Genomic DNA, 14,784 nt, shown 5'->3' on the forward strand with positions numbered 1-14,784 from the left:
CGCATCGAACATTCCAACCCAGGAGACACGCATCATGACGCAATGGATCGACACCTGCGCCCTCGACGACATCGACGACGAGGACGTCGCCCGCTTCGACCACGACGGCCGCACGTACGCGATCTACCGGATCGACGGGAACGTGTATGCGAGCGATGGGCTGTGCACGCACGAGCACGTGCATCTCGCTGACGGGCTCGTGATCGATCACGTGATCGAATGCCCGAAGCACAACGGACGCTTCGACGTGCGCGACGGCCGGGCGCTGTCGGCGCCCGCCTGCGAGAGGCTGCGCACCTACCGCGCGAAGGTCGAGGACGGCCGCATCCTGATCGAGGTGTGACGCGATGGCGAACGACCGGGTGATGGCGATCGTCGGCGCGGGCCATGCGGGCGGCCGTGCGGCGCAGGTGCTGCGCGAGGGCGGCTGGCGCGGGCGCATCGTGCTGATCGGCGCGGAGGCGCACCTGCCGTACGAGCGGCCGCCGCTGTCGAAGGGCGTGCTGACCGGATCGCGCAGCGCCGCGCAATGCGGGCTGCGCGATCCGGATGCGTGGCGCGCGGACGATATCGAGCCGATCGTCGCGACGGTCGAGCGGATCGATCCGGTGGTGCGCGAAGTGCATGTGTCGGGCGGCCGCGGATTCGCTTACGACGCGCTGCTGCTCGCGACCGGCGGCCGCGCGCGCCGCCTCGCGATTCCGGGTGCGGAACTCGACGGCGTATTCGCGTTGCGCACGCTCGACGACGCGGCGGCGCTCGGCATGCGGCTCGTGCCCGATGCGCGGGTCGTGCTGATCGGCGGCGGCTTCATCGGTCTCGAGGTCGCGGCGTCGGCGCGGCTGCGCGGCTGTCGCGTGACCGTGCTCGATGCGGCACCGCGCCTGCTCGGACGCGCGGTGCCGGAGCCGATCGCGGCACGCGTGCATGCGCTGCATGTGCAGCGGGGCGTCGCGATCGGCCTGAACCGCCGGCCCGTCGCGATCGAGCGCACGCCGGACGGTGCGCTGGCCGTCGTGCTCGACGACGGCGACACGCTGATCGCCGATACGGTGGTCACCGGCATCGGGATCGAACCGGCCGACGAACTGGCGCGCGACGCGGGCCTCGTCGTCGAGCGCGGGATCGTCGTGAACGCGCGGCTCGAGACGTCGGCGTGCGGCATCTATGCGGCCGGCGATGTCGCGGTGTTTCCGAGCGGGGTGTCGGGGCGGCTCGTGCGTCAGGAAACGTGGCACGGTGCCGAAACGCAGGCGCGCGTCGCCGCACGCAACATGCTCGGCGCCGACGAACCGTATCGCGAGATGCCGTGGTTCTGGTCCGATCAATACGACGCGCAGCTGCAGGTGGCCGGCGAACCGGCACTTGGCGAGCGGACGGTCGCGCGCGTGCTCGGCGACGACGCGGAAATCCATTTCCACTTCGATGCGGGCGAACGGCTCGTCGCGGCGAGCGGCTTCGGACGTGCGTCGGGATTCGTGAAGGAGATGCGCGTCGCGCGTCTGCTGGTCGAGCGCGGGATCGACGTGACGCCGGCTGCGGTCGCGGATGCGGGCGTGAAGCTGAAGTCGCTGATGTCGGCCGCGGGCGATTGCTAGCGGCGGTGTGCGGCGGTGTGCGGCGGCGCGGCGGCAGCCGTGCGAGGCAGGACGAAGCAGGGGGAAGGAGGAGAGCAGAAGCGCGCGGCAGCCGCTGCCGCGCGCTCGAGTTCGCGTTCGGGTGGAACCGCGATCAGGCCATCGCGTGCAGGCGCAGATACAGGCCGGCCGCCGCGGCGCCGCCGAGCAGCGGGCCGATCACCGGCACCCACGCATAGCGCCAGTCGCTGTCGCGCTTGCCGGGGATCGGCAGCAGCGCATGCATCAGGCGCGGCGACAGGTCGCGCGCCGGGCTCATTGCATAGCCGGTCGGGCCGCCGAGCGAGATGCCGATGCCGAGCACGAGCAGGCCGACGGGCAGCGCGTCGAGCGCGCCGAGGCCGATCTGCGGCGATGCGAGGTACAGCACGCCGAGGATCAGCACGAACGTGCAGATCGCTTCGGTCAGCACGTTGTGCGTGGTGCTGCGGATCGCGGGTGCCGTGCAGAACACCGCGAGCTTCAGGTCAGCGTCGACTTCCTTCGCGAAGTGCTGGCGATACGCGAGCCACACGAGCAAGGCGCCTGCCATCCCGCCGAGCATCTGCGCGAGGATGTAGCCGCCGACCTTCGACCACGCGAACTTGCCCGCGAGCGCGAGGCTGATCGTGACGATCGGGTTCAGGTGCGCGCCGCTGAACGACGCGGTCACGTAGACGGCGACGAACACCGCCATCGCCCAGCCCATCACGATCACGATCAGGTCCGCGCCCTTGCCCTTGGTCTTCGCAAGCAGCACGTTGGCGACCGCGCCGTTGCCGAGCAGCACGAGGATCGCCGTGCCGATGAATTCCGCAATATAAGGTGACATGTTGTCTCTCGTAGATGACGGCGGACTCGCGCGTCGCGCGGTCCGCCGGTATTGTTGTATTTCGTTCGGATTTCTTGTGGTTGCTGCTGCGGTGGTTACTGCGCGTCGTCGGCCCACGCCTTGGCGGCGCGCACCGCGCGCTGCCAGCCGGCCATGCAGCGCTCGACCTGCTCCTTCGGCATCGACGGCGAGAAGCGGCGATCGAGCTGCCACTGGCTGCGCACTTCGTCGAGGTTCTTCCAGTAGCCGATCGCGAGGCCCGCGAGGTACGCCGCGCCGAGCGCGGTCGTCTCGGTGATCTGCGGACGCACCGCGTCGACGCCGAGCAGGTCGGCCTGGAACTGCATCAGCAGGTCGTTCGCGCTCGCGCCGCCGTCGACGCGCAGCTCGCCGATGCTGATGCCCGAATCGGCTTCCATCGCGGCCAGCACGTCGAGCGACTGGTAGGCGATCGCGTCGAGCGCCGCGCGCGCGAGGTGCGCGGACGTCGTGCCGCGCGTGACGCCGAACACCGAACCGCGTGCCCGTGCGTTCCAGTGCGGCGCGCCGAGGCCCGCGAACGCCGGCACGAGATAGACGCCATCGGTGTGCGGCACGCTCGCGGCGAGCGCCTCGATCTCGGCGGCCGTCTTGATGATGCCGAGGCCGTCGCGCAGCCACTGCACGACCGCGCCCGCGATGAAGATGCTGCCTTCGAGCGCGTACTGCACGTCGTCGCCGATCTGCCACGCGATCGTCGTGACGAGGTTGTTCTTCGACTCGATCGGCTTGTCGCCGGTGTTCATCATCAGGAAGCAGCCGGTGCCGTAGGTGTTCTTCACCATGCCCGACGTCGTGCACATCTGGCCGAACAGCGCCGCGTGCTGGTCGCCGGCGATGCCCGCGAGCGGGATCTTCGACGCGAACACCGTGGTTTTCGTATGGCCGTAGATTTCCGACGACGCCTTCACTTCCGGCAGCATGCTGCGCGGGATGTCGAGCAGTTCGAGCAGCTCGCTGTCCCACTCGCGCGTATGGATGTTGAACAGCATCGTGCGCGATGCGTTCGTCACGTCGGTCACGTGCAGCTCGTGCTTCGTGAAGTTCCACACGAGCCAGCTGTCGACGGTGCCGAACGCGAGCTTGCCCTGGCGCGCCTTGTCGCGCGCGCCCGGCACGTTGTCGAGGATCCAGCGGATCTTGGTCGCGGAGAAGTACGAGTCGATCGGCAGGCCGGTCTTCGCGCGCACCTTCGCCTCGAGGCCCTGCTTCTTCAGCGAATCGCAGAAGTCGGCGGTGCGGCGGTCCTGCCACACGATCGCGTTGTAGACGGGCTGGCCCGTCTCGCGATCCCAGACGATCGTCGTCTCGCGCTGGTTGGTGATGCCGATCGCGGCGATCGACGTGCCGTTCAGGCCGGTGCGCGTGACCGCTTCGGCGGCGACGCCCGCTTGCGTCGACCAGATTTCCTGCGGGTCGTGCTCGACCCAGCCGGGTTGCGGGTAGATCTGTTCGAATTCCTTCTGGGCGATCGATACGATGTTGCCCTGGCGATCGAACAGCATTGCGCGGGAGCTCGTCGTGCCCTGGTCAAGCGCGAGGATGTACTGATCCTGCATGTCTCTCATCTCCATCCGTGGATTGGCGTAGTTGTGATGCGCGCCGCATGTTACGCGGCGCGTCGGTGAATCAACGTCGGTCAGACAACTTCAACTGCAAACGGATCACGCATGCGGCGCATGCGCGGCGGCGAACCACGCATCGACCGCGGCCGTCACCGCGTCGAGCGTGCCGGGCGCGACGTGCAGGCCGAGCTTCGAGCGGCGCCACAGCACGTCCTGCGCGCAGGTCGCCCATTCGACGCCGCGCAGGTAGCGCAGTTCGGCGTCGTGGATGCCCGGTGCGATCTCGGTGCCGAGCTCGGCGAGCGACGTCGCGCCGTCGACCACGCGCTCCGCACGCGTGCCGTACGCACGCGCATAGCGGCGCGCGAGCGCGGCGGGCAGCCACGGATGGCGTTTCGCGAACGCGTCGGCGAACACGTCGAACTTCGCGTTCGCGATGTCGCCGCCCGGCAGCGGCGCGCCGGCCGTCCAGGTCTTCGCGTCGCGGCCGAGCGCACCGCACAGCAGGTCGGCTGCTTCTTCCGCGAGCTTGCGGAACGTCGTGATCTTGCCGCCGAACACCGACAGCAGCGGTGCGCCGGCACCGTCGTCCATCTCGAGGCGGTAGTCGCGCGTGACGGCCGATGCGTTCGCCGCGTTTTCGTCCTCGAGTAGCGGGCGCACGCCCGAATAGGTCCAGTGCACGTCGGCCGGCGAGATCTTGCGCTTGAAGTAGCGGTTGATCGAGTCGCACAGATACTGCGTCTCGTCGCGATCGATCGCGACCTTCGCGGGATCGTTCGTGTATTCGACGTCGGTCGTGCCGATCAGCGTGAAGTCGTGCTCGTACGGAATCGCGAAGATGATCCGCTTGTCCGGGTTCTGGAAGATGTACGCATGGTCGTGATCGAACAGGCGTCGCGTGATGATGTGACTGCCCTTCACGAGCCGCACGCTGTGCTGCGCGCCGCGACCGAGCGCGCCGTGCAGCACTTCGCCGACCCACGGGCCGGCCGCGTTCGCGACCGCGCGCGCATGCACGACGCGGATCGAGCCGTCCGCGTGCTGCAGCCGCGCTTCCCATTCGTCGCCGTGGCGCTCGGCGGACACGAGCTTGGTGCGGGTGAGGATCTCGGCGCCGCGCTCCTTCGCATCGAGCGCGTTCAGCACGACGAGGCGCGCGTCGTCGACCCAGCCGTCCGAATACACGAAGCCGCGCTTGATCGAGTCGATCAGCGGCGCGCCGGCCGCATGGCGGCGCATGTCGATGCCGCGCGAGCCGGGCAGCAGTTCGCGCTTCGCGAGGTGATCGTAGAGGAACAGGCCGATGCGGATCAGCCAGGCCGGCCGCAGGTTCGGCATGTGCGGCATCACGAAGCGCAGCGGCCACATGATGTGCGGTGCCGCGCGCAGCAGCGTCTCACGCTCCTGCAGCGCTTTGCGGACGAGTCCGAATTCGTTGTACTCGAGGTAGCGCAGGCCGCCGTGAATCAGCTTCGTGCTGGACGACGACGTGTGCGACGCGAGGTCGTCCTGCTCGCAGAGCAGCACCGACAGGCCGCGGCCGGCCGCATCGCGCGCGATACCCGCGCCGTTGATGCCGCCGCCGACGACGAGCAGATCGTAGCGATTCGGTTGGGTCACCCTGCTGTCCTTATCGTCTGATGGAAATGGACGAACATGAAATGTTCGAATTCGAAATTTAACGAACGAAATCGAAAAAGTAAAGTTCGAAAAAGCGGGCCGGTAGCGCGTGACGCGATCCCGGACGATACTGGCGGAATCGACCGTTTCGCGAGGTGAATCATGCGTATTGGGATGTGGGCCGGCGCGTGCGCCGTCGTGCTGGCAGGGTGCGGTGCCGGCACGCCGCCGCTTGCCGGCAACTGGCGGGCGCCGTCGTTCGTCGACCTGCAGACGTCGTGCGGCGGCACCGCGCGCGACTGGGGCGCGGACGCGCAGCCGGTCTATTCGACGCTGTACGACGCGCATGTGGCGAAACGGTATCGCGGGCTGACGCAGGCGAACTATTGCGCGTTCGTAAACGAACTTTCGGCGCACTATGCGGCACCCGACGCGGCGGGGCGCGCCGGATGGGTCGCATATTTCAACGGCGCACGCGCGCAGGCCGTCAGCTGGCGGGCCGCGGTCGATCCGACGCTGCGCGGCGGCTGACGCCGGAACGCCGCGGGAGGCGGGAAAGCGGGAAAAGCGGCGCGGCCGGAAATCCGGCCGGCACGCTCAGGTCAGGAACAGCGGTGCTTCAGGAATAGCGGCATTTGATGGATCGCAGCGCGGCGTCGCCGGTTTCGGTCACGCAGTATTTGCGTCCCGATCCCAGCCCTTCCAGCCGCACGAGCTGCTGTTCGAGCAGCGCGTCGAGTTCATCGCGATCCATGTCGCCGTGATCGGGGGCATCCTTCACAAGCAGTAGCGTGGCGAATTCATGCGGACTCAGCATCGTTCTCTCCATGGCAATCGGTTTGCCCGCGCCGCCGGCGCAAACGCCGGTGCGCGATACCCCGCAGGGTATGGCTTGGGGGGAAAGCTGTATTCGCCGGCCTTGGAATTCGCACACGCCTTGGCACGGGCGGATCGTGCGAACGGGCCGGGGAACTCGAGTCTAGTCGAGCGCGCGGGCAACGACAAATCGTGCCCCGTTAATTTTCAATTTGACAGGCCTGCGTGCCGCAAGCGGTTCACCCGGCGCGCCAACTTCTTGATTTCACTTGAAGTTTCAGGTGCGGTGCAGCATCGCAAGCGTCATTCCGCGACGTACACCTGGGTGCCCGCGTTCGCCACCGCGTCGGCCATCTCCGGCGGCAGCGGCTTGTCGGTGAAGAGTGCATGGACCTGGCTCAGGTGACCCTGGCGCACCAGCGCCGGGCGGCCGACCTTCGAATGATCGGCGACGAGGTAGACCGTGCGCGCATGCTGCATGATCGCCTCGGCCACGCGCACCTCGCGCGTGTCGAAGTCGCGCAGCGTGCCGTCGGCCTCGATCGCCGACGTGCCGATGATCGCGTAGTCGACCTTGAACTGGCGGATGAAGTCGATCGCGAGTTCGCCGACGATGCCCTTGTCCCACGGTCGCACGATGCCGCCCGTGATCAGCACCTCGCAGTCGGGGTAGCCGCTCATCATCGACGCGACGTTCAGGTTGTTCGTGATCACATGCAGCCCGTGATGGCGGTTCAGTGCGCGCGCCACTTCCTCGGTCGTGGTGCCGAGGTTGATGAACAGCGATGCCTGGTCGGGAATGTGCGACGCGGCGAGCGCCGCGATGCGCCGCTTCTCGTCGTGGAACATCCGCTGGCGCGCGGTGTACGACACGTTCTCCGAACTGGTCGGCAGGCTCGCGCCGCCGTGGTAGCGGCGCAGCAGGTTCAGGTCGGCGAGCCAGTTCACGTCGCGGCGGATCGTCTGCGGCGTGACCGCGAAGTGCGCGGCGAGATCGTCGACGGTCACGAAGCCGTCGCGCTGCACCCATTCGAGCAGTTCCTGCTGGCGCGCGTTGAGGGTCAGGCGGGGATCTCGGGTCATGGCTCGGCGGTCAGGTCGTGAGGCGGAGCGGGTATTGTAAGGGCGGGAAGGGCGTTCGACCGGCCTCCGGCGTATCACTGTCCCGGAATTCATGCGGCAAGCACATGGATTCATGTGACAAATGAATTTGTGCGATCGCGCGGATCGCGCTGCAATGGCGGACTGTCCGCGCACGCCGGTCGTGCGTCCGGCGCGTTCATTCAGCTTTCGACGAGGTGGAACCGATGACTGGCTTCAACTGGCACAACCCGTATCCGACGATCCGCATTCCGGTATTCGCGCGCAACGTCGTGTCGACGTCGCATCCGCTCGCCGCGCAGGCCGGGCTGCGGATGCTGTGGAAGGGCGGCAATGCCGTCGACGCGGCGCTGGCCGCCGCGGCCGCGATCACGGTGGTCGAGCCCGTGTCGTGCGGGCTCGGCGGCGATGCGTTCGCGCTCGTGTGGGACGGCGGGCGGCTGTCCGGGTTGAATGCGTCGGGTGTCGCACCGGCCGCGTGGAACCCTGACTATTTCCGCAAGCGCCACGGCGAGGATGCGCACGGCATCGCGAACAAGCCGACGCGCGGCTGGGACACCGTCACGGTGCCGGGTGTGATCGCGGGCTGGGAAGCGCTGCATGCGAAGTTCGGGTCGCTGCCGTTCGCGGACCTGCTCGAGCCGGCGATCGAGATCGCCGAGCGCGGCTATTCGGTGTCGCCGATCGTCGCGCACAAGTGGGCGGCCGCGGTGCCCGAGCTGCAGGGTCTGACGGGCTTCGCCGACACGTTCATGCCGCGCGGGCGCGCGCCGCGCGTCGGCGAACGCATGTGCCTGCCGGGCCACGCGCGGACGCTGCGCACGCTCGCGAAGGACGGCCCGCGTGCGTTCTACGAGGGTGCGCTCGCCGCGCGGATCGCGGCGTTCGCGCGCGAAGGCGGCGGCGCGCTGACCGAAGCCGACCTGCGCGCGTACCGGCCGGAATGGGTCGAGCCGATCGGCAAGCGCTTCGGCCGCCACACGATTCACGAGATCCCGCCGAACGGGCAGGGCATCGCCGCGCTGATCGCGCTCGGGATCGCCGAGCATGCGGGCCTGACCGAATGGCCGGTCGATTCGGTCGACTCGCAGCACCTGCAGATCGAGGCGATGAAGCTCGCGTTCGCGGACGTCTATCGCTACGTCGCCGATCCGCGCGCGATGGACGTGACGCCCGCGCAGATGCTCGACGACGCATATCTCGCGGAACGCGCGAAGCTGATCGATCGCACGCGCGCGACGCACTTCGCTGCCGGACGGCCGCATTCGGGCGGCACGATCTATCTGTCGGCGGCGGACGAGCGCGGGATGATGGTGAGCTTCATTCAGTCGAACTACATGGGCTTCGGATCGGGGCTCGTCGTGCCCGGTACGGGCATCGCATTGCAGAACCGCGGGCACGGCTTCTCGATGGACCCGGCGTCGCCGAACGTCGTCGCGGGCGGCAAGCGGCCGTTCCATACGATCATCCCCGCGTTCGTCACCGAGGAAGTCGAGGGTCGCACCGAGGCCGTGATGAGCTTCGGCGTGATGGGTGGCGACATGCAGCCGCAGGGCCACCTGCAGACCGTCGTGCGCATGCTCGGTTACGGGCAGCAGCCGCAGGCCGCGTGCGACGCGCCCCGCTGGAAGGTCAATCGCGACTTCACGCTCGACGTCGAGTCGACGATGACGCGCGAGACGGTCGATGGGCTCGCCGCGCGCGGCCATACGATCAAGTCGATCGACGATCCCTACATGGATTTCGGCTCGGGGCAGTTCGTGTGGCGCCTCGATCGCGACGATCCCGAGCGCGGCTACGTGGCCGCGAGCGACAGCCGTCGCGACGGTCTGGCGGCCGGTTTCTGACGGAACGCTTCCAGTCTTGCGCTCGACAGGCGGCCGAACGGTCGCCCGTTTCGTTTGAGGCGGCGCATACCATCGAACGCGCGCAACCGGTTCGAACAACTCATCTAACGAACCGCAACATGCGCAATGGAACTGCGACGGTCAGGCACGGTCAGTGCTTGAAGCACGAACATAAAAGTCCGGCTAAGATGCCAGCATGGTTCGGCCGGATCAATCCACTAATAAATTCAAGCAAGAAGTCGCCTGCGGGCGCGCCGGGCCCGTGCCGAACGCATCGGCCGGACGGCCGCGCGACGACTGGGAGCGCACCACCATGCCTACTGAAACGACGCATGTCATGCCGTGGCGTATCGAGGACATCGACCTGAACCGGATCGATCGTCAACGCGCCGCCGCGAACGAGGATCTGCTGCTGTTGCTATGCGCGTCGTCGTTCATCGAAAGCGGCTCGGATCTCTACACGAGCAACCTGAGCGAGTTCTTCAACGACGATCCGGAAGTCTCCGCGTGGCTCAACAATGCATGGGAGCACGAGGAACTGCAGCACGGGCGCGCGCTGAAGGCGTACATCGCGCATGTGTGGCCCGAGTTCGACTGGGACACCGCGTTCGCGAATTTCTTCGCCGAGTATTCCAAGACCTGCTCGGTCGATGCGTTCGAGAAGACCCGCGCGCTCGAGATGGTCGCACGCTGCGTTGTCGAGACGGGCACGGCCACGCTGTATCGCGCGATCAACGAATGCTCGGACGAGCCGGTGCTGAAGGAAATCACCGACAACATCCGCTCGGACGAAGTGCGTCACTACAAGCACTTCTTCAAGTTCTTCAAGAAGTACAACAAGCTGGAAGGCAACGGCCGGCTCGCGGTGCTCGGCGCGCTGATGCGCCGCGTGATGGAAATCAAGAACGAGGATTCCGAGATCGCGCTGCGCCACGTGTTCGCGATTCGCTATCCTGATCGTATCGGCGACAGTCAATACAACCGCGAGCGTGTCGCGCGCATCAGCTCGCTCGTCCGGCGCAACCTGTCGGCCGACATGTGCGTGAAGATGCTGCTCAAGCCGCTCGACCTGCCCGCGAAGATCCAGCCGAGCGTCCACTATCCGCTGACGAAGATCACGCGGCACGTGTTCATGCGCTGACCGTTACCGCGCGGCCCTGGCGCGCTATGCTGCACCATATCGTCTGCTTTTCACCGGGCCCGCCATCATGACCGATTCCCATCGCCACGCGCTCGAACAATGGACGTTCGACGCGTGGCCGCCGGCCGTCGTTTCACTGTTCGACGGCAACGCGCTCGAACGCCATGCCGACTTCGCCGCATCGCTGATCGTGGCGACCGACGACGGCCAGTTGCGCACGACGCTGCTCAGCGTCGGCGAGATCCATGCGCGCGACGCGCACACGCTGCTGCTCGCGCTATGGCCGCAATCGCGCGCGGCGCGCGCGCTGGCGCAACGGCGCGCGGCCGCGTTGACGCTCGTCGCGGACGGCGCATTCTTTCAGGCACAACTGAGGATCGAGCCGCTCGAAGGGGATGTCGGCGGGCTGGCCGGGTTCGCTGCGACGATCGCGCACGGCGATGCGCAGCGGGTCGGCTATGCGCGTCTCGCGACAGGTATCACGTTCGCGCTGGAAGGGGAGGCGCGCGCCGAGGTGCTCGCGCGCTGGCAGCGCCAGGTCGAGCACCTGCGGCGCGCGGCCGCGCGGCTTCAGTGACCGCGTTGGCCGCTGCGCGACGAACGGTTGCGGTTCGCGTGCGCGGCATTGCCGTTCGCGGGACGCGCGCCGTTGCCGCCTGACGGGCGACCGCCGCCGCTGGCGTTGCCGGTCGCGCCGCCAGCCGTGCGCGGCTTGGCCGCCTTCGCGGCCTTCGGCTGCGCATTGCCGTCGCGCTTCGCGGCCGGCTGGCCGGAGCCGCCTGCACGCGGCTGGCGATTGCCGCCGCCACCGCCACCACCGCCGCCGCCACCATTGCCGCCGCGCGGCTGCTGCCCGCGGCGTTGCTGGATCGGCTCCGGCTTCGCGTTCGGATCGGGTTCGAAGCCCGCGATCACTTCCTGCGGAATCTCGCGCTTGATCAGCCGCTCGATGTCGCGCAGCAGCTGCTTTTCGTCGACGCACACGAGCGACACGGCTTCGCCGGTCGCGCCCGCGCGGCCCGTGCGGCCGATCCGGTGCACGTAGTCTTCCGGCACGTTCGGCAGGTCGAAGTTGACGACGTGTGGCAACTGGTCGATGTCGATCCCGCGTGCGGCGATGTCGGTCGCGACCAGCACCTGCAGCGTGCTGTTCTTGAATTCCGCGAGCGCGCGCGTGCGGGCCGACTGGCTCTTGTTGCCGTGGATCGCCATCGCGCTGATGCCGTCCTTCGTCAGCTGCTCGGCGAGCCGGTTCGCGCCGTGCTTGGTGCGCGTGAACACGAGCACCTGGAACCAGTTGTGTTCGCGGATCAGGTGCGTGAGCAGCTCGCGCTTGCGATCGCGGTCGACCGGGTGGATCTTTTGCGCGACGCTTTCGGCGGTGGTGTTGCGGCGCGCGACTTCGATCAGCGCCGGCGAATCGAGCAGGCTGTCGGCGAGCGACTTGATCTCGTCGGAGAAGGTGGCCGAGAACAGCAGGTTCTGGCGCTGCGGCGGCAGCTTCGCAAGCACGCGCTTGATGTCGTGGATGAAGCCCATGTCGAGCATCCGGTCGGCTTCGTCGAGCACGAGGATGTCGAGATCCGACAGGTCGATCGTCTTCTGCTGCATGTGGTCGAGCAGACGCCCCGGCGTCGCGACGACGATGTCGACGCCGCGCTTGAGTGCATCGATCTGCGGATTGATGCTGACGCCGCCGAACATCACGGTCGAGCGCAGCTTCAGGTACTTGCTGTACGCGCGCACGCTTTCCTCGACCTGGGCGGCGAGTTCGCGCGTCGGCGTCAGGATCAGCGCGCGCACCGCGCGCTTCGCGCCGCGATGCTCGGCGTAGAAGGTGTGCAGGCGCTGCAGGATCGGCAGCGTGAAGCCGGCGGTCTTGCCGGTGCCGGTCTGTGCGCCGGCGAGCAGGTCGCCGCCGCCGAGGACGGCCGGGATTGCCTGTTGCTGAATGGGCGTCGGCGACGTGTAGCCGAGCTCGTTGACCGCCTTGACGAGCGGTTCGGCCAGGCCGAGAGATTCGAAAGACATAGATACCACTCTTGAGTTTTATGATCGGCGACGCCTCGCGCGGCCCGCGCGGGGAACGGCGTCGCAAAAAGCAAAAGGGGCGCGGAACGCAGGTCGCTCACCTGTTGCGGCGAGATCGGCGTACCGTTGTTGCCCCACGACATCCGGATATACGTGACGACTGCCGCGACTTCCTGGTTCGACAGCGACTGCGCGAACGGCGGCATCCCGTACGGACGCGGATTCTTGAACGTGCTCGGCGGATAGCCGCCATTCAGCACCATGCGGATCGGGTTGACTGCCGATTCCATCACGATCGAATGGTTGCCCGCGAGCGGCGGATACGCCGGCGGCTTGCCCGAGCCGGTTTCGGCGTGGCAGGTTGCGCAGTTGTCCGCGTAGATCTTCTTGCCCTGGTCGAACAGCGTGTTGCCGAACTGCTTCGACGGCTCGTACTGCATGTTCTTCGGCGCTTCAGCCTTCTGCGGAATCGACTTCAGGTACGTCGACATGGCGCGCGTATCTTCGTCGCTCATGTACTGCAGGCTGTTGTGCACGACGTCGGCCATCGGGCCGAACACCGCGCCCTTGTTCGACACGCCGGCCTGCAGCAGATTCGACAGCTCCTGCACGTGCCAGTCGCCGAGGCCGAGCTCCTTGTCGTTCGTCAGCGACGGCGCATACCAGTTCTGCAGCGGGATCAGGCCGCCCGCGAAGGCTGCCGAGCTCACCGGGCCGCCCATCATGTTGATCGACGTGTGGCACATCGAGCAGTGGCCGAGGCCCTCGACGAGGTACGCGCCGCGGTTCCATTCGACCGACTTGGTCGGATCCGGCTTGTACTCGCCTTCCTTGAAGAACAGCGTGCGCCAGCCGATCAGCAGGTTGCGGTTGTTGAACGGGAACTTCAGTTCGTGCGGACGGCTCGGCACCGAGACCGGCGGGACCGAACGCAGGTACGCGTAGATCGCGTCCGAGTCGGCGCGCGTGACCTTCGTGTAGCTCGCGAACGGGAAGCCCGGGTAGAGCAGGCTGCCGTCCTTCGAACGGCCGGTGTGCATCGCGCGGTAGAAGTCGTCCGACGTCCACTTGCCGATGCCGTCCTTGTCGTCCGGCGTGATGTTCGGCGTGTACATCGTGCCGAACGGCGTCGCCATCGGCAGGCCGCCCGCGAACGACTTGCCGCCGCGCACGGTGTGGCACGCGATACAGTCGCCGACGCGCGCGAGGTACTCGCCCTTCTTGATCAGCGCGGCCTGGTCGGCCGGCGTGGCCGCGACGGCGGCAGCGCCGTGCAGCGTATCGTTGCCCGGCCACAGGACCGGCACGAGGGCGGCAGCCGCGACGATCGCGACAGCCGAGAGTGCAAACAGGGACTTGCGTTTCATTGTGTCTGTCTCCCTTGCCTTATTGCGGTTCGCTGCCGCAGGCGAGCGGAGTCTTCATCGAACGCGCCGGGGCCGGCACGGGGTTGGCGGGCGCCGGTTGCGCGGCGAGCCATGCGGTCACGGCCGTCACGTCTTCGTCCGACAGCTTCGACGCGATGTCGTGCATGCAATCCGGTGCCTTCGCATGGCGGTTGCCCGAGCGCCATGCGCCGAGCTGCGCGCTCAGGTAATCGGCGTGCAGGCCGACGAGACCCGGGATCGCCGGCTGCATGCCGGTCAGCCCTGCGCCGTGGCAGGCCACGCAGGCCGGCAGCTTGCGCGACGGATCGCCTTGCGTGACGAGCTGCTTGCCGCGCGCGAGCGTGGCAGCCGGCAGCGTCGGCTTGGCCGGCGTCGGGTACGGCGGACGCTCGGCCGAGAAGTGCTCGGCGATCTCTTTCAGGTAATCGTCGTTCAGGTACGTCAGCAGATAGTTCATCGGCGGGTACTTGCGCCGGCCGTCACGGAAGTTGACGAGCTGGTTGTACAGGTACTCGGCCGGCTTGCCGGCAAGCCGCGGGAAATAGTCGTTGTCCGTGCCCTGGCCGTGAACGCCGTGACATGCGGTACAGCCGCGCACGCGCTCGGCCATCGTATCGGGTGCCTTGAGCGGCGCCTGCTGGGCGTGCGCTTGCTCCGTGGGCTTGGTCTGCGCTTGAGCAGCGCTCGTAAGGCCCGCGCCGCCGATCAAGAGAACGGCGAGCAGCGGACGGAAGAGGCGTCTTGAAGACACACGAGACTCCATGATTATTCGTCGGGGACCTTGT

The 14,784-nt window shown here is 67.5% G+C and carries 13 protein-coding genes and 1 pseudogene; 6 read left to right on the forward strand and 8 right to left on the reverse strand.

Annotated elements, in window-relative coordinates; all coding sequences use genetic code 11:
• Nucleotides 1-34 precede the first annotated feature (34 nt).
• Nucleotides 35-343, forward strand: coding sequence for a non-heme iron oxygenase ferredoxin subunit (locus tag DIE06_RS06820; protein ID WP_124660743.1), 309 nt, complete (start codon nt 35-37; stop codon nt 341-343).
• Nucleotides 344-347: 4 nt separating this feature from the next.
• On the forward strand, nt 348-1,598 hold the full coding sequence (locus DIE06_RS06825) for an NAD(P)/FAD-dependent oxidoreductase (protein WP_124660744.1): 1,251 nt from the start codon (nt 348-350) through the stop codon (nt 1,596-1,598).
• Nucleotides 1,599-1,731: 133 nt separating this feature from the next.
• Here DIE06_RS06825 and DIE06_RS06830 read toward each other — a convergent pair whose 3' ends face one another.
• The 3 genes from DIE06_RS06830 to glpD all read right to left on the reverse strand — a co-directional run bounded on the left by DIE06_RS06830 (nt 1,732) and on the right by glpD (nt 5,675).
• Entirely contained in the window at nt 1,732-2,448 is a 717-nt protein-coding gene (locus tag DIE06_RS06830) for an MIP/aquaporin family protein (protein ID WP_124660745.1), read from the reverse strand.
• 95 nt (nt 2,449-2,543) lie between these two features.
• Nucleotides 2,544-4,046: a glycerol kinase GlpK gene (glpK, locus tag DIE06_RS06835; RefSeq protein WP_124612653.1), complete on the reverse strand. Its 1,503-nt coding sequence runs from the start codon at nt 4,044-4,046 to the stop codon at nt 2,544-2,546.
• 105 nt (nt 4,047-4,151) lie between these two features.
• On the reverse strand, nt 4,152-5,675 hold the full coding sequence (glpD, locus tag DIE06_RS06840) for a glycerol-3-phosphate dehydrogenase (RefSeq protein WP_124660746.1): 1,524 nt from the start codon (nt 5,673-5,675) through the stop codon (nt 4,152-4,154).
• A gap of 162 nt (nt 5,676-5,837) precedes the next feature.
• Here glpD and DIE06_RS06845 point away from each other — a divergent pair, with 162 nt between their 5' ends.
• Nucleotides 5,838-6,206, forward strand: coding sequence for a hypothetical protein (locus DIE06_RS06845; RefSeq protein WP_185733361.1), 369 nt, complete (start codon nt 5,838-5,840; stop codon nt 6,204-6,206).
• An 88-nt stretch (nt 6,207-6,294) separates the two neighbouring features.
• Here the strand turns inward: DIE06_RS06845 and DIE06_RS06850 are convergent, their stop codons facing one another.
• Complete coding sequence (locus DIE06_RS06850; protein WP_044846784.1) at nt 6,295-6,492, reverse strand: hypothetical protein; 198 nt, start codon at nt 6,490-6,492, stop codon at nt 6,295-6,297.
• A gap of 302 nt (nt 6,493-6,794) precedes the next feature.
• Nucleotides 6,795-7,574, reverse strand: coding sequence for a DeoR/GlpR family DNA-binding transcription regulator (locus tag DIE06_RS06860; protein ID WP_044846783.1), 780 nt, complete (start codon nt 7,572-7,574; stop codon nt 6,795-6,797).
• A gap of 224 nt (nt 7,575-7,798) precedes the next feature.
• On the opposite strand from DIE06_RS06860, the gene DIE06_RS06865 reads away from it, so the two are divergent.
• The 3 genes from DIE06_RS06865 (at nt 7,799) to DIE06_RS06875 (ending at nt 11,157) form a co-directional block, all read left to right on the forward strand.
• Nucleotides 7,799-9,439 carry a gamma-glutamyltransferase family protein gene (locus DIE06_RS06865; RefSeq protein WP_124660748.1) on the forward strand — a complete coding sequence of 547 codons (1,641 nt, stop codon included), beginning with the start codon at nt 7,799-7,801 and terminating at the stop codon, nt 9,437-9,439.
• 313 nt (nt 9,440-9,752) lie between these two features.
• Nucleotides 9,753-10,580: a ferritin-like domain-containing protein gene (locus DIE06_RS06870; protein ID WP_124660749.1), complete on the forward strand. Its 828-nt coding sequence runs from the start codon at nt 9,753-9,755 to the stop codon at nt 10,578-10,580.
• 67 nt (nt 10,581-10,647) lie between these two features.
• Nucleotides 10,648-11,157: a hypothetical protein gene (locus DIE06_RS06875; RefSeq protein ID WP_124660750.1), complete on the forward strand. Its 510-nt coding sequence runs from the start codon at nt 10,648-10,650 to the stop codon at nt 11,155-11,157.
• Here the strand turns inward: DIE06_RS06875 and DIE06_RS06880 are convergent.
• The 3 genes and pseudogenes from DIE06_RS06880 to DIE06_RS06890 form a co-directional block, all read right to left on the reverse strand.
• The gene (locus tag DIE06_RS06880) at nt 11,151-12,611 is read right to left on the reverse strand and encodes a DEAD/DEAH box helicase (protein WP_124660751.1); all 1,461 of its coding nucleotides are present in this window, start codon (nt 12,609-12,611) and stop codon (nt 11,151-11,153) included. The genes DIE06_RS06875 and DIE06_RS06880 overlap by 7 nt on opposite strands.
• 74 nt (nt 12,612-12,685) lie before the next feature.
• Nucleotides 12,686-13,978, reverse strand: a pseudogene (locus tag DIE06_RS06885) (c-type cytochrome); the annotation flags it as partial.
• A 19-nt stretch (nt 13,979-13,997) separates the two neighbouring features.
• Nucleotides 13,998-14,762 carry a c-type cytochrome gene (locus tag DIE06_RS06890; RefSeq protein ID WP_034176448.1) on the reverse strand — a complete coding sequence of 255 codons (765 nt, stop codon included), beginning with the start codon at nt 14,760-14,762 and terminating at the stop codon, nt 13,998-14,000.
• Nucleotides 14,763-14,784 lie beyond the last annotated feature (22 nt).

Source organism: Burkholderia sp. Bp8998, assembly GCF_003854235.1.
Classification (GTDB): domain Bacteria; phylum Pseudomonadota; class Gammaproteobacteria; order Burkholderiales; family Burkholderiaceae; genus Burkholderia.

Bases quoted from the DNA above. Each gene is read 5' to 3' on its own strand.
- DIE06_RS06820 (WP_124660743.1), top strand. From the start codon at position 35: ATGACGCAATGGATCGACACCTGCGCCCTCGACGACATCGACGACGAG.
- DIE06_RS06825 (WP_124660744.1), top strand. From the start codon at position 348: ATGGCGAACGACCGGGTGATGGCGATCGTCGGCGCGGGCCATGCGGGC.
- DIE06_RS06830 (WP_124660745.1), bottom strand. From the start codon at position 2,448: ATGTCACCTTATATTGCGGAATTCATCGGCACGGCGATCCTCGTGCTG.
- glpK (WP_124612653.1), bottom strand. From the start codon at position 4,046: ATGCAGGATCAGTACATCCTCGCGCTTGACCAGGGCACGACGAGCTCC.
- DIE06_RS06845 (WP_185733361.1), top strand. From the start codon at position 5,838: ATGCGTATTGGGATGTGGGCCGGCGCGTGCGCCGTCGTGCTGGCAGGG.
- DIE06_RS06850 (WP_044846784.1), bottom strand. From the start codon at position 6,492: ATGCTGAGTCCGCATGAATTCGCCACGCTACTGCTTGTGAAGGATGCC.
- DIE06_RS06860 (WP_044846783.1), bottom strand. From the start codon at position 7,574: ATGACCCGAGATCCCCGCCTGACCCTCAACGCGCGCCAGCAGGAACTG.
- DIE06_RS06865 (WP_124660748.1), top strand. From the start codon at position 7,799: ATGACTGGCTTCAACTGGCACAACCCGTATCCGACGATCCGCATTCCG.
- DIE06_RS06870 (WP_124660749.1), top strand. From the start codon at position 9,753: ATGCCTACTGAAACGACGCATGTCATGCCGTGGCGTATCGAGGACATC.
- DIE06_RS06875 (WP_124660750.1), top strand. From the start codon at position 10,648: ATGACCGATTCCCATCGCCACGCGCTCGAACAATGGACGTTCGACGCG.
- DIE06_RS06880 (WP_124660751.1), bottom strand. From the start codon at position 12,611: ATGTCTTTCGAATCTCTCGGCCTGGCCGAACCGCTCGTCAAGGCGGTC.
- DIE06_RS06890 (WP_034176448.1), bottom strand. From the start codon at position 14,762: ATGGAGTCTCGTGTGTCTTCAAGACGCCTCTTCCGTCCGCTGCTCGCC.